The organism is Streptococcus suis, from assembly GCA_022354845.1.
Lineage (GTDB): Bacteria > Bacillota > Bacilli > Lactobacillales > Streptococcaceae > Streptococcus > Streptococcus suis_AA.
The window spans coordinates 1,983,470-2,005,389 of the sequence record CP031970.1 but is presented as its reverse complement, the minus strand read 5'-3'; the positions used below and the strand labels follow the sequence as shown (position 1 = coordinate 2,005,389).

General features: G+C 40.2%; 22 protein-coding genes and 3 pseudogenes. 19 read left to right on the top strand and 6 right to left on the bottom strand.

Features of this window, described 5'->3' with window-relative positions; translation table 11 throughout:
• Positions 1 to 603: 603 nt before the first annotated feature.
• Positions 604 to 813, top strand: a pseudogene (locus tag D2A30_10480) (peptidoglycan-binding protein LysM).
• 219 nt (positions 814 to 1,032) lie between these two features.
• Positions 1,033 to 1,587, top strand: coding sequence for a LysM peptidoglycan-binding domain-containing protein (locus D2A30_10475; protein ID ULL22038.1), 555 nt, complete (start codon positions 1,033 to 1,035; stop codon positions 1,585 to 1,587).
• 105 nt (positions 1,588 to 1,692) lie between these two features.
• Here the strand turns inward: D2A30_10475 and D2A30_10470 are convergent, their stop codons facing one another.
• From D2A30_10470 to sdaAB, 3 genes are read right to left on the bottom strand one after another with little or no spacing between them, the layout of a single operon-like run.
• Positions 1,693 to 2,256, bottom strand: a complete 564-nt coding sequence (locus D2A30_10470; protein ID ULL21939.1) for a histidine phosphatase family protein — start codon at positions 2,254 to 2,256, stop codon at positions 1,693 to 1,695.
• Complete coding sequence (gene sdaAA, locus D2A30_10465) at positions 2,253 to 3,128, bottom strand: L-serine ammonia-lyase, iron-sulfur-dependent, subunit alpha (protein ID ULL21938.1); 876 nt, start codon at positions 3,126 to 3,128, stop codon at positions 2,253 to 2,255. Before sdaAA ends, D2A30_10470 begins: the two co-directional genes overlap by 4 nt.
• Before the next feature lie 12 nt (positions 3,129 to 3,140).
• Positions 3,141 to 3,812, bottom strand: coding sequence for an L-serine ammonia-lyase, iron-sulfur-dependent, subunit beta (sdaAB, locus tag D2A30_10460; protein ID ULL21937.1), 672 nt, complete (start codon positions 3,810 to 3,812; stop codon positions 3,141 to 3,143).
• Positions 3,813 to 4,042: 230 nt separating this feature from the next.
• Between sdaAB and mnmA the strand changes: the two genes are divergently transcribed.
• The 11 genes from mnmA (at position 4,043) to D2A30_10405 (ending at position 13,719) form a co-directional block, all read left to right on the top strand.
• Positions 4,043 to 5,167 (top strand): tRNA 2-thiouridine(34) synthase MnmA, encoded by a 1,125-nt coding sequence (mnmA, locus tag D2A30_10455; GenBank protein ULL21936.1) that lies wholly within the window; start codon positions 4,043 to 4,045, stop codon positions 5,165 to 5,167.
• A gap of 26 nt (positions 5,168 to 5,193) precedes the next feature.
• The gene (locus D2A30_10450) at positions 5,194 to 5,826 is read left to right on the top strand and encodes a 4-deoxy-L-threo-5-hexosulose-uronate ketol-isomerase (GenBank protein ULL21935.1); all 633 of its coding nucleotides are present in this window, start codon (positions 5,194 to 5,196) and stop codon (positions 5,824 to 5,826) included.
• A gap of 130 nt (positions 5,827 to 5,956) precedes the next feature.
• Entirely contained in the window at positions 5,957 to 6,388 is a 432-nt protein-coding gene (locus tag D2A30_10445) for an NUDIX hydrolase (GenBank protein ULL21934.1), read from the top strand.
• Positions 6,378 to 6,839 (top strand): NUDIX domain-containing protein, encoded by a 462-nt coding sequence (locus D2A30_10440; GenBank protein ULL21933.1) that lies wholly within the window; start codon positions 6,378 to 6,380, stop codon positions 6,837 to 6,839. Before D2A30_10445 ends, D2A30_10440 begins: the two co-directional genes overlap by 11 nt.
• Complete coding sequence (gene mnmG, locus D2A30_10435) at positions 6,836 to 8,752, top strand: tRNA uridine-5-carboxymethylaminomethyl(34) synthesis enzyme MnmG (GenBank protein ULL21932.1); 1,917 nt, start codon at positions 6,836 to 6,838, stop codon at positions 8,750 to 8,752. Before D2A30_10440 ends, mnmG begins: the two co-directional genes overlap by 4 nt.
• A gap of 84 nt (positions 8,753 to 8,836) precedes the next feature.
• On the top strand, positions 8,837 to 10,798 hold the full coding sequence (locus D2A30_10430) for a DHH family phosphoesterase (protein ULL21931.1): 1,962 nt from the start codon (positions 8,837 to 8,839) through the stop codon (positions 10,796 to 10,798).
• Between the two features lie 11 nt (positions 10,799 to 10,809).
• Positions 10,810 to 11,262, top strand: a complete 453-nt coding sequence (locus D2A30_10425) for a 50S ribosomal protein L9 (GenBank protein ULL21930.1) — start codon at positions 10,810 to 10,812, stop codon at positions 11,260 to 11,262.
• A 31-nt stretch (positions 11,263 to 11,293) separates the two neighbouring features.
• On the top strand, positions 11,294 to 12,649 hold the full coding sequence (locus D2A30_10420) for a replicative DNA helicase (GenBank protein ID ULL21929.1): 1,356 nt from the start codon (positions 11,294 to 11,296) through the stop codon (positions 12,647 to 12,649).
• A gap of 3 nt (positions 12,650 to 12,652) precedes the next feature.
• Positions 12,653 to 12,904, top strand: a complete 252-nt coding sequence (locus D2A30_10415) for a hypothetical protein (protein ULL21928.1) — start codon at positions 12,653 to 12,655, stop codon at positions 12,902 to 12,904.
• A 48-nt stretch (positions 12,905 to 12,952) separates the two neighbouring features.
• The gene (locus D2A30_10410) at positions 12,953 to 13,165 is read left to right on the top strand and encodes a hypothetical protein (GenBank protein ID ULL21927.1); all 213 of its coding nucleotides are present in this window, start codon (positions 12,953 to 12,955) and stop codon (positions 13,163 to 13,165) included.
• On the top strand, positions 13,108 to 13,719 hold the full coding sequence (locus tag D2A30_10405; protein ULL21926.1) for a 30S ribosomal protein S4: 612 nt from the start codon (positions 13,108 to 13,110) through the stop codon (positions 13,717 to 13,719). Before D2A30_10410 ends, D2A30_10405 begins: the two co-directional genes overlap by 58 nt.
• 251 nt (positions 13,720 to 13,970) lie before the next feature.
• Here D2A30_10405 and D2A30_10400 read toward each other — a convergent pair whose 3' ends face one another.
• A complete protein-coding gene (locus D2A30_10400) occupies positions 13,971 to 14,147 on the bottom strand; it encodes a KTSC domain-containing protein (protein ULL21925.1) in 177 nt (58 codons plus the stop codon).
• 216 nt (positions 14,148 to 14,363) lie between these two features.
• Here D2A30_10400 and D2A30_10395 point away from each other — a divergent pair, with 216 nt between their 5' ends.
• The 4 genes from D2A30_10395 to D2A30_10380 all read left to right on the top strand — a co-directional run bounded on the left by D2A30_10395 (position 14,364) and on the right by D2A30_10380 (position 18,894).
• A complete protein-coding gene (locus tag D2A30_10395; GenBank protein ULL21924.1) occupies positions 14,364 to 14,561 on the top strand; it encodes a hypothetical protein in 198 nt (65 codons plus the stop codon).
• Positions 14,562 to 15,337: 776 nt separating this feature from the next.
• Positions 15,338 to 15,787: a thioredoxin gene (locus D2A30_10390; GenBank protein ID ULL22037.1), complete on the top strand. Its 450-nt coding sequence runs from the start codon at positions 15,338 to 15,340 to the stop codon at positions 15,785 to 15,787.
• 158 nt (positions 15,788 to 15,945) lie between these two features.
• Complete coding sequence (locus D2A30_10385; GenBank protein ID ULL21923.1) at positions 15,946 to 17,463, top strand: flavocytochrome c; 1,518 nt, start codon at positions 15,946 to 15,948, stop codon at positions 17,461 to 17,463.
• Positions 17,464 to 17,547: 84 nt separating this feature from the next.
• A complete protein-coding gene (locus D2A30_10380; protein ID ULL21922.1) occupies positions 17,548 to 18,894 on the top strand; it encodes a metallophosphoesterase in 1,347 nt (448 codons plus the stop codon).
• 38 nt (positions 18,895 to 18,932) lie between these two features.
• On the opposite strand, the gene D2A30_10375 is transcribed toward D2A30_10380, so the two are convergent.
• Both D2A30_10375 and D2A30_10370 read right to left on the bottom strand, forming a co-directional pair.
• Entirely contained in the window at positions 18,933 to 20,240 is a 1,308-nt protein-coding gene (locus tag D2A30_10375; GenBank protein ID ULL21921.1) for an ATP-binding protein, read from the bottom strand.
• Positions 20,237 to 20,602, bottom strand: a pseudogene (locus D2A30_10370) (LytTR family transcriptional regulator). The gene D2A30_10375 and the pseudogene D2A30_10370 overlap by 4 nt, the downstream one beginning before the upstream one ends.
• Between D2A30_10370 and D2A30_10365 the strand changes: the two are divergent.
• Together D2A30_10365 and D2A30_10360 are read left to right on the top strand one after the other, a co-directional pair.
• Positions 20,603 to 20,833, top strand: a pseudogene (locus D2A30_10365) (hypothetical protein).
• A gap of 32 nt (positions 20,834 to 20,865) precedes the next feature.
• Positions 20,866 to 21,891 carry a glycosyltransferase family 2 protein gene (locus D2A30_10360; protein ID ULL21920.1) on the top strand — a complete coding sequence of 342 codons (1,026 nt, stop codon included), beginning with the start codon at positions 20,866 to 20,868 and terminating at the stop codon, positions 21,889 to 21,891.
• The last annotated feature ends 29 nt before the right edge of the window (positions 21,892 to 21,920 follow it).

Below are 21,920 nucleotides of genomic sequence, written 5' to 3'. Positions count from 1 at the left end.
AACAATAAGTAAAGGACTATTCTTTTAATGAAAAAGAGTTTGATGTATAAAGCATTGAAAGGTGTTACTGGATTATTCACTATTCTTGTTTTGGTGTTAGTTGGTTTCATTCTAACAGGGAAGATATCTCATACACAGATTGTGAGAGCAGTATCTGATGCCCCATATACTATTAAGAATACAGTAAATAAGATTCGTAATGGTGTTCCACATACAACTGAATATATTTCAGCAAGTCCTATTTTTGAATTGGGCTATGAAACCATATTAGAGTTGAAGACTGATTCTCAACCACTTCAAGTGGAAGCTTTAGAAATTACGTTTGAAGAACCGCAAATTGTTGAATCAACAGAAGTGGTGGATTCAAGTTCAGTCACTTCAGTAGATGCATCGCAGGAGAGTATTCAGACCGAAATATCAACACCTGTGGAAGATTCTAATCAAGCGTATGATACAGCAGAATCAACAGTACGAGCCGTCACTGATGTTGTGCCTGTCGTAACTGAAGTAAGCACTCCAGTTGTAGAGCAAACTCAATCAGTTTCTGTTTCAACTCCTACAGTTAATCCTGTTCCATCAGGTTCCGTACTTGACGATGTTTCCGCTAAAGAATGGATTGCACAAAAAGAATCTGGAGGTAGCTATACGGTTTCTAATGGAATATACATTGGAAGATATCAGCTACATAGCGCTTATTTAAATGGAGATCATTCACCAGAAAATCAGGAGCGTGTAGCAGATGCCTATGTTTTGCAACGCTATGGTTCATGGTCAGCAGCCTACCAGTTTTGGTTAGCAAATGGATGGTATTAAGAAAATAAGTAATGCCTAGTTTTATCTAGGCATTTTCATATTTTAAAAAAAAATATATTTCTGTAAAGAATCGTGTAAATATATGTAGAAAGTGCCAGTAAATAGCGCTTTTATAGTGTAAACTCAATGTCACTGTAATATTTGTAATATTTTTTCAAACTCAGAGTAATAGTTGAAGTGTATGATAGATAACGTAACAGAAAGGAATGTATTTACATGATGAATATTACATTTAAACAGAACATTAAAACAACTATTTTAGGCTTGGTTGCGGGCGTCGCAATTTTAAGTGCTGGTGTGGTTAGCGCTGACACTTATACTGTAAAATCAGGGGACACATTGTCAGAGATTGCTTTGACATATAACACTACCGTCGAAAAATTAGCAGAGCAAAACAAAATCACTAACCCTGATTTTATTCGTGTTGGTCAAGCTATCGAGTTGGGTGAAGTGATAAAAGTGGCTACTTCAGCACAATCAGCTCAGGAGACTGAAACAGCAACGACAGCAAAAACAACAACAACTAGCTCTTATTCTTCAAACTTGAGTGCTGAAGATGTCGCAGCTAAAGAGTGGATTGCACAAAAAGAGTCAGGTGGTAGCTATGATGCTCAAAATGGTATCTATATTGGTCGTTACCAATTGACAAATACGTACCTAAATGGTGATTATTCTATTAAAAACCAAGAGCGCGTAGCTGATGCTTACGTTGCCAGTCGTTACGGTTCATGGTCAGCAGCCAAAGCATTCTGGTTGGCAAATGGATGGTACTAATAATTTGTCTTTATCGAAACTCTGAAAATTAGACTACAGTCTGATTTTCAGAGTTTTTTACATTTTAAAAAGATTTAGTAGTTGTAACTAAATCTTTTCTTCATTTTATAAAGGAATTTCTTGCATTGACACAAGGGAAAAGTCATCAAAGGTTAAACAAATCATATAAGGAAAAATGTGTTTGATCCGATTGAAATCTTTGATAGAATAAGTAGGCTGATAGTAGCGTAAAATCGTTGATAATGCTGTTCCATGGGTGCCAATCACTAGTGTCTTCCCCTGATGTCTATCAAGTAAGGTGAGGAGAGCCATAACATTTCTTTCCTGTACTTCTTGTAAGGATTCACCTCCGGGAAGATGATAGGAAAAATCAGCCCACTGCTTTTCGGTAAAACTATTAAAATCTTCAATCCAGTGAGTTGTTATTTTCCGTTCACGGAAATGTGCAATATGATATGTTTCTTTCTGATGGAAGGCTGCCAGAGGTAAAATTGTGTCAATAGCTCTCTTATAAGGACTAGAATAGAAATAATCAATCTGCTCATCGCGTAAAATAGTTACAATTTGTTGACTATCTTGTAAACCTTTAGGTGAGAGTTCACGAGAAATGTCATCGTGATTGTCGTAGTTAGGTTCGGCATGTCTAATAAAATAAACTTTGGTTTTCATTCTTTTTCCCCAAAAATCTCCTGTGCAAGTCGCCGACCAGTCGGTGTAGCAGCAAGCCCGCCTTCGGCTGTTTCACGAAAGGCTGTTGGTAAAGCAGCACCTACTTGATACATAGCATTTATTACCTCATCAGCAGGAATCTTTGATTCAATACCAGCTAATGCCATATCAGCAGCTACCATAGCATAGCTAGCGCCCATCGCGTTTCTCTTGACACAAGGCACTTCTACTAGGCCAGCGACTGGATCACAGATGAGACCAAGCATATTTTTGATAACAAAGCAGATAGCTTGACTAGCTTGATACGCTGTCCCGCCTGCAGCTAATGTTAGTGCGGCAGCAGACATAGCAGAAGCTGAACCAACTTCAGCTTGACACCCACCCTCTGCTCCAGAAATAGAAGCATTGTTGGCAATGACAAGACCAAAGGCACCAGCTGTAAAGATAAAGTCAAGTTGTTGCTCTTCTGTCAACTTCAACTTGTCAATGGCAACTCCTAAAACAGCTGGTAAACATCCGGCAGAGCCAGCAGTCGGAGTGGCACAAACAAGACCCATCTTAGCGTTTAGTTCATTGACAGCCATGGCATTTCTAGCTGCTGACAGTATGGAGGTGTCGGACAGTGTCATTCCACCTTTTATATATGCGTCGAGTTTTGCTGCGTCCCCACCTGTCAATCCTGAAACAGATTTACTTTCGGAGAGACCATCAATAATAGAATTTTTCATTACTGTCAAGTTTCTTGACATTATTGTCAATATTTCGTCACGGTTCCGACCAGTTAGCTCTATTTCAGTAGCAATCATTAGTTCTGAGACGCTACCAGAAAACTGTTCTGCCTGTGAAACCAATTCTTCAATTGTATAAAACATGTCTCTCTCTTTCTAGTTAAAGAAGGTAATATTGTGCAAGTGAGGGATTTTTTCAATTTCTGGGATAGCATGTTCACATTGACGCGAGTCCACCTCAATAATCATGATGGCTTTTTCCCCTGCTTTTTCACGAGTGACATTCATTTGAGCAATATTAATATCAAATTTAGATAAAATATCGGTAACTTTTGCAATCATACCTGGGACATCTTGATGAACAATAATGATGGTTGGGGTGTTCATATTCAGATTGACAGAAAAACCATTTAGTTCCGTTACCTGAATATTTCCTCCTCCAATGGATACACCTGTTGCAGAAATAGATTTTTTCTCATTCTTTATTATGATTCGCGTTGTATTGGGATGGGGTGTATTACTCTCTTTGTTGACACGCCAGTAAACTTTGATACCACGTTCCCTCGCAATATCTAAAGAGTTAGGAATCCGCGGATCATCCGTATCCATACCTAGAATACCTGCGACCAAGGCTACATCAGTACCATGCCCTCGGTATGTTTTAGCGAAGGAGTTGTAGAGTTGGAATTCAACTTCGGTGGGTTGCTCTCCAAAGATAGATGAGACAATCTTGCCGATACGGACTGCACCTGCTGTGTGACTGGAAGAAGGTCCAATCATGACTGGTCCAATAATATCAAAGACCGATTGAAATTTTAAATTTGTCATAGTAATCCTCACGTTTTTCTTGGTTCTATTATATCAAAAATTCATTTATGAGAATATGCTTAAATGCATGGGCTTTAATATCAAAATTCTATCTATGTCCCATCTTATGTGATATAATACAAATTGTTCAAATCGACCTTCAATCGTTTTGGATAAAACTAGACCCTTCAAGTCTAAGTTGAAATTGAACTCGGATTGAGTCTGAGTATCACAATTGATGGGAGAAAATTATGTCAATAGACAATTCTAAAACCCGTGTTGTTGTCGGTATGAGTGGTGGTGTGGATTCATCGGTTACAGCTTTGTTGCTTAAAGAACAAGGCTACGATGTCATCGGCATCTTCATGAAAAACTGGGACGACACGGACGAAAATAGCTTCTGTACAGCAACAGAAGATTACAAAGATGTGGCTGCGGTGGCAGACCAAATCGGCATTCCTTATTACTCTGTCAACTTTGAAAAAGAGTATTGGGACCGTGTGTTTGAATATTTCCTTGCGGAATATCGAGCTGGCCGTACACCCAATCCAGATGTCATGTGTAACAAGGAAATTAAGTTTAAAGCTTTCTTGGATTACGCCATGAATTTGGGAGCAGATTTTGTGGCGACGGGGCACTATGCTCAAGTAACACGTGATGATGATGGCACCGTTCACATGCTACGTGGGGCAGACAATGGCAAGGATCAGACCTACTTCCTTAGCCAACTATCACAGGAACAACTGCAGAAAACCATGTTTCCGCTCGGCCATTTACAAAAGCCTCAGGTAAGAGAAATAGCAGAGCGAGCAGGCTTGGCGACAGCTAAGAAAAAAGACTCGACAGGGATCTGCTTTATCGGTGAAAAGAACTTCAAAGAATTTTTAGGACAATATTTGCCAGCCCAGCCCGGTCGGATGATGACGGTAGATGGCCGTGATATGGGCGAACATGCAGGACTTATGTACTATACGATTGGTCAGCGGGGCGGGCTTGGTATCGGCGGACAAATCGGTGGGGACAATGAGCCTTGGTTTGTTGTCGGAAAAGATCTGTCGAAAAATATCCTTTATGTCGGTCAAGGTTTCTATCATGAGTCCTTGATGTCAACATCTTTACAGGCTAGTCAAGTTCACTTTACACGTGATATGCCGGAAGAATTCACGTTGGAATGCACAGCTAAGTTCCGCTATCGTCAACCAGATAGTCAAGTAACTGTCAAGGTAAAAGGTGACAAGGCAGAAGTTATCTTTGCAGAGCCACAAAGAGCCATCACACCAGGACAAGCCGTTGTTTTCTATGACGGACAAGAATGTCTTGGCGGTGGTATGATTGATATGGCTTACAGGGACGGGGAAGCTTGTCAGTATATTTAGTTGACAGTTTTGTAAAGGAGGAGAAGATGCGTGTTGTAGTTATTCAAGCTAGTACAAGAACAGAGATCAACCAGCTCTTGTTTAATACAGTTTGTGAAGCTGTGGGCGGACCACATGAAGTTGTCAATCTAGGCGTATTTCCAGAAGAAATAGAAAACTACTCCTATGTGGAAGTGGCTGTTATGATTAGTTTGTTGATTGAAACATGTGCAGCTGACTTTATTGTAACAGGGTGTTCTTCTGGTCAAGGAATGATGATGGCTTGCAATAGTTTACCAGGTTTACGTTGTGGATTTGTTCAAACACCTCAGGATGCCTATCTATTTGGTCGGATTAACAACGGTAATGTAGTTTCTTTGCCACTAGGCTTAAATTTTGGTTGGTCTGGCGAGTTGAATTTGCGTTATACCTTGGAAAAATTATTTGATGGAGAATTTAATACAGGCTATCCAGTTCAAGATGCTGAACGTAAAAAGAAGGAAGCAACTGAATTAGTGCATCTTCATCAGTTGACAACACGCTCTTTTTTGGAAATTTTACCAAACTTTGATGAGCATCTATTGACTAAAATTTTAAGAAGAAAAACGTTTGTCGATTATATTTATCAAAACGGAACGAATAAACTCCTTTTAGAAAAGTTAATGGCTTATAAGGTTTGAACTTTAGAAGCAGATTTGATACAATATTTCTAACAAGAACTATGATGGTCAAAGCTCATGGGAATTGTAGGCTTTTTTGTCCTACAGTTTTCGAGAGTTTTGGCTATTTTTTGTGAGAATAGGAGGAACTATGCCTGTCAAACTGATTGCCCATGTTTTACTGACTGTTGCAGACAGTCATCTGATTATTCAGCGTTCGCAAATTAAGCGTGGTAAGCCCAATGTTTTTCCTCAATATTGGGACATTCCAGGCGGTCGTGTCGAGGAGAATGAATTGCCTCGTGATGCTGCTGTTCGAGAATGCTTTGAAGAAACTGGCATTTCGCTAGCCAAGGAAAATTTGACCATTATCCATGAAGATAGTCAGTTTGATGATGAGAAAGAGGCGGTGTTTACAAGGCTGGTCTATGAAGTGAAACTTCCTGAACAGCCCAAAACAATTCTTCTTGATCCAGAAGAGCATACTGACTTTCTATGGATTACTAGCCGCGATGAAAACAAGAAAAACTTAGTTCCATATCTCGATGAAATTTTAGAAAAGAGAAGGAAGAATGGATTTTAGAACTAGAATTGACAATCAGGTCTTCGGTGTTCGTGCCACTGCATTGATTATAAAAGATGGGAAAATATTTCTCACGAAGGACTCTAAGGGGCGCTATTATACCATTGGCGGTGCTATTGCGGTCAATGAGGTGGCGGCAGATGCGGTTGTTCGAGAAGTCAAAGAAGAATTAGGGGTTGACAGTTGTGTCAACAAACTAGCTTTTGTCGTTGAAAATCAATTTACACAAGGAAGCATAGCTTTTCACAATATCGAGTTTCATTTTATCGTCGAGCCTATTGGAGAAATGCCTGATGAAATGATAGAAGGCAAGTTGAAGCAAACTTGTGAATGGATTGACGTTGACAAACTTGTCAACCTAGATGTTGTGCCAGCTTTTCTGGCAGAGGAATTGCCAAACTGGGACGGGCAAATCAAACACATCATCAATATGAAGGAGAAAACAACATGACACACACATTTGCAGAAAACTATGATGTCATCGTAATTGGAGCGGGGCATGCTGGTGTAGAAGCGGGCTTGGCAGCCAGTCGGATGGGTTGTAAGACCTTGCTTGCGACGATTAACTTGGATATGGTTGCGTTTATGCCCTGTAATCCATCTATTGGTGGCTCAGCCAAGGGGATTGTGGTACGGGAAATTGATGCCTTGGGTGGTGAAATGGGCCGAAACATTGACAAAACCTATATTCAGATGAAAATGCTCAATACCGGAAAGGGACCAGCTGTTCGTGCTTTACGGGCTCAGGCTGATAAGGCAGAATATGCAGCGGAAATGAAGCGAACGGTGGAGCGTCAAGAAAATTTGACCCTGCGTCAAACAATGATTGATGAGATTTTGGTCGAAGACGGTAAGGTTGTAGGTGTTCGTACTGCTACTGATCAGAAATATTCAGCAACAGCAGTCGTGGTAACGACTGGTACAGCCCTACGTGGTGAAATCATCATTGGAGATCTCAAGTATTCGTCAGGACCTAACAATAGCCTATCTTCTATCACGCTGGCGGATAATCTGAAAGAACTGGGTCTTGAAATTGGACGATTCAAAACAGGGACACCACCACGTGTGAATGCTCGTACTATAAACTACGAGGAGACAGAAATTCAACCAGGCGATGAAAAACCAAACCACTTTTCATTCTTGTCAAAGGATGAGGATTATTTACAAGACCAAGTTCCTTGTTGGTTGACCTATACCAATGCGACCAGCCATGAGATTATCAACAGTAATCTTCACCGAGCACCCATGTTTTCAGGTATTGTCAAGGGGATTGGTCCCCGTTATTGTCCATCTATCGAGGACAAGATTGTGCGTTTTGCCGACAAGGAACGCCACCAGCTTTTTCTAGAACCAGAAGGTCGTCATACAGATGAAATATATGTCCAAGGATTGTCGACTAGTTTGCCTGAGGATGTTCAAAGAGAGTTGGTTCATTCAATCAAGGGATTGGAAAATGCTCAAATGATGCGAACAGGTTATGCAATTGAGTATGACATGGTTATGCCTCATCAGTTGCGCGCTACATTGGAAACCAAAAAGATTTCAGGGCTGTTTACAGCAGGACAAACAAACGGAACATCAGGCTACGAAGAGGCAGCAGGCCAAGGGATTATTGCTGGTATTAATGCGGCCCTCAAGGTACAGGATAAACCAGAATTGATTTTGAAACGAAGCGATGGCTATATTGGGGTCATGATTGATGACCTAGTGACTAAGGGAACTGTTGAGCCTTATCGTCTCTTGACCAGTCGGGCTGAATACCGCTTGATTTTGCGTCATGATAATGCCGATATGCGCTTGACAGAAATCGGTCGTCAGGTTGGACTGGTAGACGATGAACGCTGGCAGGTCTTCCAAATCCACAAAAATCAATTTGATATCGAAATGAAACGTTTAGAGTCTATCAAACTCAAGCCAGTCAAAGAAACCAATGAAAAAGTTGTTGCAATGGGCTTTAAACCTTTAACTGATGCACTGACTGCAAAGGAATTCATGCGTCGCCCTGATGTAACGTATGCGGATGTTGTTGCATTTATTGGCCCTGCGGCAGAGGACTTAGATGCAAAAACAATTGAGTTGATTGAAACGGAAGTCAAGTATGAGGGATACATTGCTAAGGCCATGGATCAAGTTGATAAGATGAAACGCATGGAAGAAAAACGAATTCCAGCAGATATAGACTGGGATGATATTGATTCGATTGCAACCGAGGCTCGTCAAAAATTTAAGCTGATTTCCCCAGAAACAATTGGACAGGCAAGTCGGATTTCAGGCGTCAATCCCGCAGATATTTCCATCCTAATGGTATATTTAGAAGGACGCAGTCGCTCTATTGCGAAAAATAAGAAGAAAGATAGCCTTTAGTGCTTATCTTTTTCTTTTAAGCAGGTGGTACCAAAACTAGAATTTTCTTGCATTTTATGGTAAAATGGCAGGCAGAGGTTAATGATGAAAAAGTTTCGTTTTTCGACAATTCATTTTGTCATGATAGGTGTGATATTATTTGGTTTGGTTTCAGTTCTCCATCGAATGTTTCCAATGGGCATTGTTACGGTCTTTGCGCTCTTCTTAAGTCTCGTCTTGCTCGTATCTTTATTTGTATACCAGAAGTATTCATATGAATTTAGTGAGTTGGAGCAGATTGAGTATTTAAATACTCAGGCAAATTCTGGATTAATGAAGCTGTTAGATAAAATGCCAATCGGTGTCATTAAAGTAAAAACTGACAGTAATCAGGTTGAATGGTTTAATCCATTTGCAGAATTAATATTTGCAAAAGAAAATGGGGAGTTTGATGAAAAAAAACTCCGAGAAATCATTGATGTGGGATTGGATGAAGAGCGGACCTATGCAAATTTTTCAGGCAAAAGGTACACTGTAAATGTTGACTTTGATCAAGGATTGTTCTATTTTTTTGATGCATCCACAGAATACACAGCAACAAATAGCTTAATTGGCAGCAGACCGGTTATTGGCATTATTTCTGTTGACAACTATGATGAGTTAGAAAATTCAGTGACCGACTTTCAGATTAGCCAAGTAAATTCATTCTTAGCTCAATTTGTTTCAGATTTTTGCCACGAGTACGGTATTTATTACCGCCGTGGAACGATGGATCGATTTTATTTCTTTACAGATTATGCAGTTCTAGAGAAATTGATTCAGAATAAATTCTCAGTTATTGATAAGTTCCGAGAAGAAGCAAAAAAATTGGAGTTGGGTTTGACTTTAAGTATGGGGATTGCTTTTGGTAATGAGAATCATCATCAAATAGGACAAGCAGCACTTCAAAATTTAAATATGGCTGAAGTTCGTGGTGGCGACCAAGTTGTTGTCAAGGAAAATGATGAAAGCAAGCAGCCACTGTTTTTTGGAGGCGGTTCAGCTTCGTCAGTCAAACGAACACGAACACGGACACGGGCCATGATGACGGCTGTATCCGACAAACTGAAATCAGTGGATGCCGTTTTTGTTGTAGGACATCGTAATTTAGACATGGATGCGCTCGGCTCAGCAGTAGGGATGCAATATTTTGCACAAAATATTATGAATAATGCCTATACGGTGTATAATCCAGATGAAATGGCTCCGGATATTGAACGTGCTGTGAAGAAATTGTCGGAAGAAAATTGCTCTAATTTAATCACGATTGATGAAGCACTAAAATTAGTCACTTATGAGTCCTTACTCATTATGGTAGACCATTCTAAGATTGGATTGACCTTGTCACAAAAACTATTTGAGAAGTTTAATCAAGTGGTTGTTGTGGATCACCATCGTAGGGATACGGATTTTCCAGATAATGCGATTCTGACCTATATCGAAAGTGGAGCAAGCTCTGCAAGTGAGTTGGTAACGGAACTCATTCAGTTCCAGAATGATAAACACCATAAGTTAAATAGACTTCAATCAAGCCTTTTGATGGCGGGGATTATGCTGGATACCAAGAATTTCACGTCACGCGTGACTAGTCGTACATTTGACGTAGCTAGTTATTTACGTACACGTGGCAGTGATAGTTTGGAAATTCAACAAATTTCTGCGACAGACTTTGAAGAATATCGTCAGATTAATGAGTTAATTTTACGAGGGCAAAAAGTTGAACCACATGTGGTCGTTGTTTGTGCTGATGAGACGAAAGACTATGACAATATAATCCCAAGTAAAGCAGCTAATACTATTTTAGATATGGCAGGAATTGAAGCAGTATTTGTACTCACAAAAAATATCAAAGGCTATGTGGCAATTTCTGCGAGAAGTCATAGCAAAGTCAATGTTCAACGGATTATGGAAGAAATGGGCGGAGGCGGTCACTTTAATTTAGCTGCTGCCCAAGTGTATGATCAAACGATAGAAGAGGTTTGTGAAACACTCACTACGATAATACGGGAAGAAATAAAAGACAGTTAAGGAGTTAGAAGATGAAAGTAATCTTTTTAGCAGATGTTAAAGGACAAGGAAAAAAGGGCGAAATCAAGGAAGTTCCAACGGGTTATGCTCAAAATTTCTTGATCAAAAAAAACTTGGCAAAAGAAGCTACAAATCAAGCAATTAGCGTACTTCGTGGCCAAGAAAAATCAAAAGAAAAAGCTCATGCGGAGATGATGGCAGAGGCTGAAAGTATTAAAGCTAAATTGGCTGAAGAAACGACCTTGGTGACCTTTGTTGAAAAAGTTGGTCCAGATGGGCGTACATTTGGTTCTATTACGAGCAAGAAAATTGCAGAAGAATTGGATAAACAATTTGGAATCAAGATTGACAAACGTCATATTCAATTAGATCACCCTATTCGTGCGATTGGTTTGATTGAAGTTCCTGTTAAAATTTATCAGGATGTAACAGGTCTTATTCAATTGAGCATCAAAGAAGCCTAGGACACTACTTAGCCAGTGAGGAGGTGAGGTCTTGGCAGAGTTAGAAGAATTACGAGTACAACCTCAGGATATTTTAGCGGAGCAGTCCGTTTTAGGCGCGATTTTTCTTGATGAAGGAAAGCTTGTTTTTGTCCGTGAGTATATTGAGGCGGAAGACTTTTTCAAACATGCCCACAAGTTAATTTTTAAAGCGATGATTGCCCTTTCTGACAGGAATGAGGCAATTGATGCGACAACCATGCGCAACTATCTTGTCAACCATGGTGATTTGGAAAATATTGGTGGCTTGGCTTATTTGGCGGAAGTCATCAGTTCTGTACCGACAGCAGCCAATGCGGAATTCTATGCCAAGATTGTTGCGGAGAAATCGAATCTTCGTAAGTTGATTGCCCGTTTGACGGATGCAGTCAATCAAGCCTATGAAGGAGCTGATGGCTCAGATGACATTATTGCTAATGCTGAAAAAGCTTTAATTGATGTCAGTGAGGGAGCAAGTCGGAGTGGCTTTAAGAGAATTGACGACGTTCTAAATATCAACTTTGATAACTTAGAAACACGCGCCAAACAGACATCCGATATTACAGGTATCGCGACTGGCTATCCTGCTCTTGATGCTATGACAACGGGCTTGCATGAGGAAGAGTTGATTATTCTTGCGGCTCGTCCTGCGGTTGGTAAAACGGCATTTGCTCTCAATATTGCACAAAATATCGGTACAAAACTGGGTTTGACAGTTGCTATCTTCTCTTTGGAGATGGGTGCAGAAAGCTTGGTTGACCGTATGCTCGCTTCTGAGGGAGTTATCAATTCGAGGGCTATTCGTACGGGTCACCTAACGCAAGAGGAATGGAACAAGTACATGGTGGCTCAAGCTAATTTGGCTCGAGCAAGTATCTACATTGATGATACTCCAGGTATCAAGATTACCGAAATTCGCTCGCGTTCTCGTAAATTGGCGCAGGAGACTGGGAATTTGGGTTTGATTTTGATTGACTATCTCCAATTGATTACTGGAACCGGTCGAGAAAACCGTCAACAAGAAGTTTCAGAGATTTCTCGACAATTGAAAATTCTAGCCAAGGAATTAAAAGTTCCAGTTATTGCTCTAAGCCAGTTGTCTCGTGGTGTGGAGCAACGTCAAGATAAACGTCCTGTATTGTCTGATATCCGTGAGTCAGGGTCTATTGAGCAGGATGCGGATATCGTTGCCTTCTTGTATCGTGATGATTATTATGAACGCGGAGAGCAAGAAGATGGTGGCATTCCAAACAATACGGTTGAAGTTATCATAGAAAAAAACCGTTCCGGTGCGCGTGGTACTGTGGAACTAATGTTCCAAAAAGAATATAATAAATTTGCAAGTATTTCCAAGAGAGAGGATGGCTAGAGAATGAGTGATGCATTTACAGATGTTGCCAAGATGAAGCAAATCAAGCAAGATATCAAAGAGCATGAGGGTCAAGTTGTTGAATTAACCCTTGAAAATGGTCGGAAGCGAGAAAAGAATAAACAAGGACGTATTTTAGAGGTTTACCAGTCTCTCTTTATCGTTGAATTTCAAGATCCCAACAATACCTTCGTAGAATCTTATACTTACTCAGACATTTTGACAGAAAAAATATTGATTCATTATTTTGATTAATCGCTATATAAGGCTTTACAGAGCCTTTTTTTTGTGCTATACTAATCTTTGTGCGAAATAACAGCAGGGCAAAATGAAGCTCGTCAACAGAAGGTCAGCAAGAAGAGTAATCGTTGCTGTTTCGATGAAGGCCTCCTGCACGAATCAGGTTTGCTTAAAACGTTATTTCCTACAATAATAATTATTTTAGGAGGACATAACAAATGTCACGTTATACAGGACCATCTTGGAAACAAGCTCGTCGTCTTGGCTTGTCATTGACAGGTACAGGTAAAGAATTGGCACGTCGTAACTACGTACCAGGTCAACACGGACCAAACAACCGTTCTAAATTGTCAGAATACGGTTTGCAATTGGCTGAAAAACAAAAATTGCGTTTCTCTTACGGTTTAGGTGAAAAACAATTCCGTAACTTGTTCGTACAAGCTACTAAAATCAAACAAGGTACAGTTGGTTTCAACTTCATGCTCTTTTTGGAACGTCGTTTGGACAACGTTGTTTACCGTCTTGGTTTGGCAACTACTCGTCGTCAAGCTCGTCAATTTGTAAACCACGGTCATATCCTTGTTGATGGTAAACGTGTTGATATCCCATCATTCCGCGTTGAAGTTGGTCAAGTAATCTCAGTTCGTGAAAAATCATTGAACGTTCCAGCTATCCGCGAAGCAGTTGAAGCAACTCTTGGTCGTCCAGCTTTCGTATCATTCGATGCTGACAAACTTGAAGGTTCATTAACTCGCTTGCCAGAACGCGATGAAATCAACCCAGAAATCAACGAAGCCCTTGTCGTAGAATTCTACAACAAAATTCTTTAATTCTTACATTAAACACTTTAAAAGCCTATTTAATAGGCTTTTTTTGGTGTTAACTTTTGATATTTTGCACTTAGCTTCGATTTTAGCTGAGTTTATAGTGAATTAACTGCCGTTTCAAAGAATGAGACGGCTTTTTCCCTTCTCCAATAGAGTGATTATTCGTATTAAATGTCCTGGCAAGATTGACGTAGCCAAGTCTATATTGTAGGTCTTTGGTATCCAGGTCCACATAATGTCCCAATGCTGAGAGTTTATTCACTCACTCGGATGAATGCATGGGTTTTACCTATCCGCCTCACTTTTTTGTCAATGGCACCAGTTAGAGAGCGAATGTAGTCCGCCTCAGATACATCTTTGTATTGATGAATCAGACCAGACACATATTCTACTTCCATTATTTCATTTTCCCACCCAATAGACTTGACCATCCTAGCTTTTACATTTCTACGCAGCACTTTATTTCCTCTCTTAATTGAAAATGCTCCATACAATCTATACGAATACGTTGGAGAACTTCCCCACAGTATAGGCTGAAGGAATGGAGTCAATTTCTACTCAATAAGTAGTTGTTGGTAGCTATAAAGCTATTATATCATAGCGAAAAGCAGGGAGCGTTTCAAAAGCAACGAATATGTTAGAAAAGCGTGTGTGGAATAAAAGAGTTAATACTCAATGAAAACCAAAATCCGACTTGCTCCAAAGGTTCGGGGAACCTTTGGAGGTTGGAAATAAGGCGAACAAAGTTCGCTACAAAAAGGTTCGGGGAACCTTTGGAGGTTGGAAATAAGGCGAACAAAGTTCGCTACAAAAAGGTTCGGGGAACCTTTGGAGGTTGGAAATAAGGCGAACAAAGTTCGCTACAAAAAGATTCGGGGAACCTTTGGAGGTTGGAAATAGCCGAACGTAGTTCATTTCGCTCTGAAGCAGATAGAACTCTGTTCCTTTTATCTTTCAAGGGAACAGGCTGAGGCCGGGCAGAAAGTCCAGCCTCGCTTCTCGAGTTCGTGTCAACATCTCAGCGCAGTGGTTGATTGGCTTTAACAGTCTGGGAGACTGTTAAAGGTAGGAGATAAGATTTGCACAGCAAATCTCAGCAGTTCGTTTTTTACACTCCAAATCTGACCACTACGGCTGATGCGAACGAGTTCGCTTCATTTCCAACCTCAAACTGTCTCCCAGACAGTTTGAGCTGTGCGGGGGTGGGGAGTTTAAAAGGTCTGGGAGACCTTTTAAAGTGGGAGATATAAGCTGACGGCAGTCAGCTCACATAAATTGAAGTCTGGGATAGACTGTTTCAGCTCAACAACTTAAAACAGAAAAGTGTTGACGAACTCTTTTTAGACTGGTCGAGTGCTTTCCCGCTCCCACTCATCAAATCAAGTCAACAACGTTTGATATTGATTTTCGCAGAGTATAAATTGATGTTTGTAGGGAAAACTGCCGATTCTCTAGCTCATTGGATTAGATATTTTTTGCATTACCTTACTACAAGTCTACGATAGAGGATTTTTACTTAATTTTGATATAATTAACTTATTAGTAGGGTTTTCAAATTGTATTTCCTATTACCACCGTGTGGTTAAAAAATAGAATGTACAATCAATTGATTAGGAGATTTATCGTGCGTAAATATATTGTTTTGCTTTTACTTAGTATTGTTGGAATTGGGGCATCTGTATTTCTTGTCCGACAATCCTCTAGTTCAACAGAATCGGAATACCGTCAGGCAGTGAATTCGTATCAGACTATTTCCATTAGTGAACTGGAAGAAAAATTGGATCGGCAAGATGATTTTATCCTGTATATTGGGAGGGAAACGTGCCCTTATTGTAGAGCATTTGTGCCTAAACTGACCCAAGCTGTTGAAGAGACAGGGAAGATAGTTTTCTACCTTGATAGTGAGAACGATCCAGATGGGAAGATTGATTTATTTCGTCAGGTAAGCGGTTTGAAGACGGTACCTAGTCTGACATATTTTAAATCAGGAAAATTGAATGGCTTGTTAAGAAAAGGAAGTCAGGCTTCCCAAGATGAGATAAAGCAATTCCTGCAGTTGCTAACTGAATAAATTAAATAAATTGCACAATTTTTCGAGTAAATTGTGCAATTTTTTCACACATTTTTTTGTTGACAACCAGAAACATTGTGAAAATTATTTCAAATAAGATTGAAAAATATTTCACAATCCAGTATAATAGTTGTATCAGATAAAATTGGAGGTTTATCATGAAAAAGAAAACGTTGTTAGGCTTGTTTATGAGTCTACTTGCTGTAGTATTTTTGGTTGCATGTGGAGGTAAAACTGAAAATACTACCACATCATCATCGTCTACAAGCTCTTCTTCATCAGAAGAAGCTGTATCAGGTGCATCTGTGAAAGAATACACTGATCCATCTGAGTTGAAAGATAGCTATGATGTTATCGTCGTTGGTTCTGGTGGTGCAGGGATGTCTGCTGCTATCTCAGCTAAAGATGCTGGCGCTAGTGTTGTTTTATTGGAAAAAATGCCTGTAATTGGTGGGAATACAGCTAAATCATCAGCTGGTATGAACGCTTCACAAACTAAATTCCAAGAAGCGGAAGGTATTGCTGATACCAATGATAAATTCTATGAAGAAACCCTTAAAGGTGGTAAGGGTACAAACGATCCTGAATTACTACGTTACCTTGTAGATCATTCTGCTAGTGCGATTGACTGGTTGGACGGAATGGGGATTACCCTTAGCAACCTTACTACAACTGGTGGTATGAGTGAGAAACGTACCCACCGTCCAGCAGATGGTTCAGCTGTTGGTGGCTACTTAGTAAATGGTCTTTACCATAATCTTGTGGAACGTGAAGTACCAATTTTTGTAAATGCAGATGTGACAAAACTGCAAGACAAAGATGGTGCCGTAACAGGTGTTGAGGTAGAAATTGCTGGAGAAACGAAGAAAATTTCAGCAAAAGCAGTTGTGTTGGCTACGGGTGGTTTTGGGGCAGACTTGGAAATGGTTGCAAAATTCAATCCTGCCCTTGAAGGCTATGTAACAACTAACCAACCTGGTTCAACAGGTGACGGTATTGCGCTTGCTGAATCAGAAGGTGCAGCAATTGTTGATATGGATCAAATCCAAATTCACCCAACCGTAGAGCAAGAAACCTCTTATTTGATTACAGAAGCAGTTCGTGGTGAAGGTGCTATCCTTGTCAATTCTAAAGGGGAGCGCTTTGTTAATGAGTTGGAAACTCGTGATAAAGTTTCAGCAGCGATTAATGCTTTAGATCCTAACTACGCTTACGTTATTTTTGATGATGCTCTGAAAGATCGTGTGAAGGCAATTGCTCAATACGAAGAAAAAGGACTTGTAAAAACAGGTGCTACTCTTACAGATTTGGCTAAAGAAATTGGTGTACCTGCGGATACACTTCAAACAACACTTGATACTTGGAACAAGGCTGTAGCGGATAAAAATGATGTGGCATTTGGTCGTACATCTGGTATGGATCATGCTTTGGATACAGGTTCTTATCATGCGATTAAGGTTGCTCCAGGTATCCACCATACGATGGGTGGTGTGAAAATCAATACTAATACTCAAGTATTGAAGACAGATGGTTCAGCAATCTCTGGTCTTTATGCTGCTGGTGAAGTAACTGGTGGTGTTCATGGTCAAAACCGTATTGGTGGTAATGCTGTAGCAGATATCATAGTATTTGGTCGTCAGGCTGGTGAGCAAGCAGCAGGATTTGCAAAAAAATAATAAATGACTAAAGGAGTTAGACAGATTAATTGTCAAACTCCTTTTTCTTGTCGCTCTCTCTTTAAGATGGTATACTTTTAGGGTATGAAGAAGAAAATGATATTACTGGCAGGGACCTTAATTTGTTTGATAGTAGTCTGGTCAGTTATGACAGGTCAGCGTCAGCAATCCTATGCCGAGGCTGAATTAACAGACCAAGATAAAATTTGGATCATCACTGATTTACATTATTTATCACAAGATTTATTTGATGATGGAGAGGCTTTTTCCTATATAGAAAAAACTGCTGCTGGCAAGGATTTGCGCTATGGAAAAGAGCGGATGGAGGCCCTGGTTGAACAAGTAGAGCGTGAGCATCCTTCTTTGCTACTAGTTAGTGGTGATTTGTCTCTCAACGGTGAAAAACAGAGCATGGTTGAGTTGGCCCAATATTTTTCACAGATTGAAGAAAAAGGAACGGAGGTTTTGGTCATTCCTGGCAACCATGATATTGCCAGTGGATGGGCTAGAGCCTTTAAAGGAAATCAGCAGGAAGTGACGGATCAAGTTACCGCTCAGCAATTTGAAGATCTCTTTGCTGATAACTGCTACCAACAAGCTAGCAGTCGAGACCAAGCTTCATTGAGCTATCTGGCCAAGCCATTTTCAAATGCATGGTTTCTGATGATAGATAGCAACATCTACGCTAGTGGGCAAGGAGATGGCGCACCGACTACTAATGGACGTATCAAAAAAGAGACCTTGGATTGGATAGAAGTACAGCTTCAGGCAGCCAAGCAAGCTGGAGTGAGTCTGATACCTATTGTCCATCACAATGTCTTGCAACAGCATGCTATGCTCTCAAAAGGGTATACTTTGGATAATGCTGCCGATTTGAAGGCTTTGTTCAATCAATATGGCATTCAATTTGGTTTTTCGGGACACACGCATTCTCAGAATATTGTTGAAGAAGACTTGGGGCAAGTCAGCTATACTGAAGTGGTTAATGGTGCATTTTCTATTTACCCAGCTGTTATCGGCCAATTGAGCCTTGATGATACAAGCATTCACTATCAAAAAACTCAACTTGATATGGCTTCGTGGGCAGAAAAGCACCAGCCTAGTGATCCTAATTTGCAGGATCACGTAAGCTACTTACAAACCGTCTTTGACAGTACCAGTGATATTATGGTGCACAATGCTTTGAACGATGAACATTGGTATGATGGCGAGACAGCGGATGCTATTTCACAATTTATCATGCCAGCTAATCGTGCTTATTTTTCAGGAGAAAAGTTGGATCAGACTTGGCTTGATGAGACAGTATTTCCAAGCCAAGCCTATCAGACCTTGCAAGCAGTGTCACCGAGAAGTTTCTTAGCTGACTATCTTGATGTGATTATAAAACGGAGTCAAAATCGAGATGTAGAGCAAGTGACGGTTTCTAAATGACGAATATAAAGAAAATCCCGCCTATAAACGGGATTTTTCTATGCTTGTAGGGGGAGAATGATTTTTAGTTGCACCCAATTATCTTCCTTGCTAAGTGTGAGACTGCCCCCGTATTTATTGGCAACATACTCCATACTCTTAAGACCGAATCCGTGATAGTCCTTATTTGTTTTTGAAGTTTCAGGGAGCTGTCCTGTGGATAAGTCTAGTGAAGAAGTATCGTAGTTGTCTAATCGAATGATGAGAAATTGCTGATGGCTAGTAACCTTTAAAGTAATCAAGCGTTGTTCGGTGTTATCTATTTTTTCCACAGCCTCGATGGCATTGTCAATGGCATTTCCAAACAGAGCTGAAATATCCATTACATCCATAAAATGGAGGGCCTCTAACTGAACAATACAGGTAAAGTTAATACCATTTTGCAAACAGTAATAATTTTTTTGGCTCAAAATGGTGTCAAGAACAGGATTTCCTGTTTCAATCTTTGCATCAAGTGTCTGGATCACCTCGCTGATTTCCTCTAGGTATTGTTCCTTTTTGGTTTTATCAGGTTCTTGTTGGATGATGGCCAGTTGATGCTTTAAATCATGGACCTTACGGTCAAGAATCTCACTGTTTTCACGATAAGCTTGGTATTGCTTGTATTGAAGTTGAAACATATTATTGATAGAAGTCAACTCCTGCCGTAAATAGCGATCGTATTGTTGAGATTCTTGGGTGAATAGGAGCAGAAGACCAGAGAGATTGACGGTTGTCCGGAGGATGAAAATGCTGGTCGAGTCTTGAAATTGGCGCGTGCCTGAGAGGATGAAACCAATATTACTAAGAACAAAGATAGATAAGGTTGTAAAGACAGCTACCGTCACATCTCGCTGCTCAATGAATTTATCCAATTCTTCTAAGTGAACCTTTTTATCTTGTAGATAGATGAGCCAGTAAGAAAGTAGAGAAGTTATCAACATAAATAACCCCTGTGTCCACAAGTTATCCACAGGTTGTTGATAAATCGTCAAACAGTAGAGATGCCAAGTAATGGAGGCTACTAATTCGGCAATAATAAAGGCTTTTGCTGTCAAATAGAGACTAGCCCTCTTGTGGATAACTCCAAGCAATCGAATGGAAACAAACATCCAAGCGATATTGATGCCCATTCCCACAGTCCAAAAAAGCAAAGGGAGTTTGCCAGCCACAAGTTGAAGTAAGATTTGTATGAGGAAAATCAGGAGGATACGGAACTGTTTGAGTGACCATTTTTCAGACAAAACAAGTGAGGAACAGACCAGTAGGCAGGCCAAGCTTTCTGTTAGAGCAGTATAGAAACGTGGAATATCAGGGAAGTTGATCATAGTAAGCTATCTCCGATGAAGTTGGTTAGAGCTGTCATAAATTCTTTTTTCCTTGGGTGGCTAATCGGCAAGGCTGTATTTGTGACGTAAACAAGGTTACCTTCCACTTTTTGAACATGGGACAAATTGATGATATAGGCCGAGTGGGCTCGTACAAACAATTTACTGTCTAACATGGCTTCGAGATTCTTGAGACTATTATTGGTAATCGTTAGGCCACCGTCAACTGTGTAGATGTGAACCTGATGTCCTTGACTTTCTAGGTAAACAATATCTTCTTGATAGAGTTTTACAGTGGACTGCTTGCTTTTTATATACAAACTTTGTTTCTCTTGGCTATCGGGCAATTTTCTAAGAATTTTCTATTAGCTAGCTTACTGAAAAAAGCAGAGCAGAAAGGGACTCCTGACTTGAACCTGCTGTTCCTTTATAATATGCCATTTAGGGCAATGGCAAAGATGACAGGAGACATGCTCGATTTAGCGATGGTGGAAGGAATTCTAACCATTGTCAATGGCCATTTTTTCAAGGGCTTAGGCCAACTATGGAGAGCCTATCAAGCAAAAAGAAAATATCAAAAGCAACTTTCCTGAAAATGTGATAAAATAGTAACAAATTGTGTCAAATGGAGAGAAAGATGACCTTACTAAGTATTGCCATTCCGAGTTATAATTCGGAGGCTTACCTTCATTACTGTGTTCATTCCCTTGTAATGGGTGGTGACAAGGTTGAAATTCTGATTATTAACGATGGGTCGACCGATCGGACTCAGGAAATCGCAGAGGGACTAGAGAATCAATTTTCAAACGTACGTGCCCTCTATCAGGACAATAAGGGCCATGGCGGAGCTGTAAATACAGGGATACGTGAGGCCAAGGGTAAGTACTTTAAAGTCGTGGATTCAGATGACTGGGTCGATACTAGGGCCTATTTGAAGATCCTAGAGAGTTTGCAGGCTTTGGAAGATGAAAATACGCCAGTTGATGCCTTTATCTCCAACTTTGTTTATGAAAAAGAGGGACAATCTCGTAAAAAATCCATGTTTTATCAATCCACTCTGCCTGAGAACCGTATATTTGGCTGGGAAGATGTTGGTGCCTTTCCAAAGGGACAGTACATGATGATGCATTCCTTGATTTACAGGACTGAGTTGTTAAGAGATGTCGGTCTCGTTCTACCTGAGCATACTTTCTATGTGGATAATATTTTCGTATTTACCCCTTTGCAGGCTGTGAAAACCATGTACTATCTACCAGTAGATTTTTATCGTTACTTTATTGGGCGAAATGACCAGTCTGTCAATGAGTCTGTCATGATTAAACGAATTGACCAGCAGTTAAAAGTCAATCGGATTTTAGTGGATGATTTAGATTTAGAGGCAATTGATAATACTGATTTACGAAGTTATTTGCTCAATCACGTGGAAATTACGACCATTATCTCCTGTGCTCTTCTCAACCGTGCTGGGATAGCTGAACATATGTTGATGAAACAGGCGTTGTGGGATTATATCCGTGACAATAATCCAGCGCTCTTTAAGGTCGTTCGCAAGGGATTGTTAGGCCAGTTGACCAATCTTTATGGCTACCCAGGACGAAAAATTTCCAATGCTGTCTACAATATCGCTAAAAGAATTTATGGTTTCAACTAAATGACAATAAAACTCAGTTATGGCTGAGT

Coding starts and splice junctions, on each gene's coding strand:
- D2A30_10415 (ULL21928.1), top strand. CDS start 12,653: ATGAGTGATGCATTTACAGATGTTGCCAAGATGAAGCAAATCAAGCAA.
- D2A30_10475 (ULL22038.1), top strand. CDS start 1,033: ATGAATATTACATTTAAACAGAACATTAAAACAACTATTTTAGGCTTG.
- D2A30_10430 (ULL21931.1), top strand. CDS start 8,837: ATGAAAAAGTTTCGTTTTTCGACAATTCATTTTGTCATGATAGGTGTG.
- D2A30_10425 (ULL21930.1), top strand. CDS start 10,810: ATGAAAGTAATCTTTTTAGCAGATGTTAAAGGACAAGGAAAAAAGGGC.
- D2A30_10440 (ULL21933.1), top strand. CDS start 6,378: ATGGATTTTAGAACTAGAATTGACAATCAGGTCTTCGGTGTTCGTGCC.
- D2A30_10450 (ULL21935.1), top strand. CDS start 5,194: ATGCGTGTTGTAGTTATTCAAGCTAGTACAAGAACAGAGATCAACCAG.
- D2A30_10385 (ULL21923.1), top strand. CDS start 15,946: ATGAAAAAGAAAACGTTGTTAGGCTTGTTTATGAGTCTACTTGCTGTA.
- D2A30_10380 (ULL21922.1), top strand. CDS start 17,548: ATGAAGAAGAAAATGATATTACTGGCAGGGACCTTAATTTGTTTGATA.
- sdaAA (ULL21938.1), bottom strand. CDS start 3,128: ATGTTTTATACAATTGAAGAATTGGTTTCACAGGCAGAACAGTTTTCT.
- D2A30_10360 (ULL21920.1), top strand. CDS start 20,866: ATGGAGAGAAAGATGACCTTACTAAGTATTGCCATTCCGAGTTATAAT.
- mnmA (ULL21936.1), top strand. CDS start 4,043: ATGTCAATAGACAATTCTAAAACCCGTGTTGTTGTCGGTATGAGTGGT.
- sdaAB (ULL21937.1), bottom strand. CDS start 3,812: ATGACAAATTTAAAATTTCAATCGGTCTTTGATATTATTGGACCAGTC.
- mnmG (ULL21932.1), top strand. CDS start 6,836: ATGACACACACATTTGCAGAAAACTATGATGTCATCGTAATTGGAGCG.
- D2A30_10375 (ULL21921.1), bottom strand. CDS start 20,240: ATGATCAACTTCCCTGATATTCCACGTTTCTATACTGCTCTAACAGAA.
- D2A30_10400 (ULL21925.1), bottom strand. CDS start 14,147: ATGGTCAAGTCTATTGGGTGGGAAAATGAAATAATGGAAGTAGAATAT.
- D2A30_10445 (ULL21934.1), top strand. CDS start 5,957: ATGCCTGTCAAACTGATTGCCCATGTTTTACTGACTGTTGCAGACAGT.
- D2A30_10405 (ULL21926.1), top strand. CDS start 13,108: ATGTCACGTTATACAGGACCATCTTGGAAACAAGCTCGTCGTCTTGGC.
- D2A30_10470 (ULL21939.1), bottom strand. CDS start 2,256: ATGAAAACCAAAGTTTATTTTATTAGACATGCCGAACCTAACTACGAC.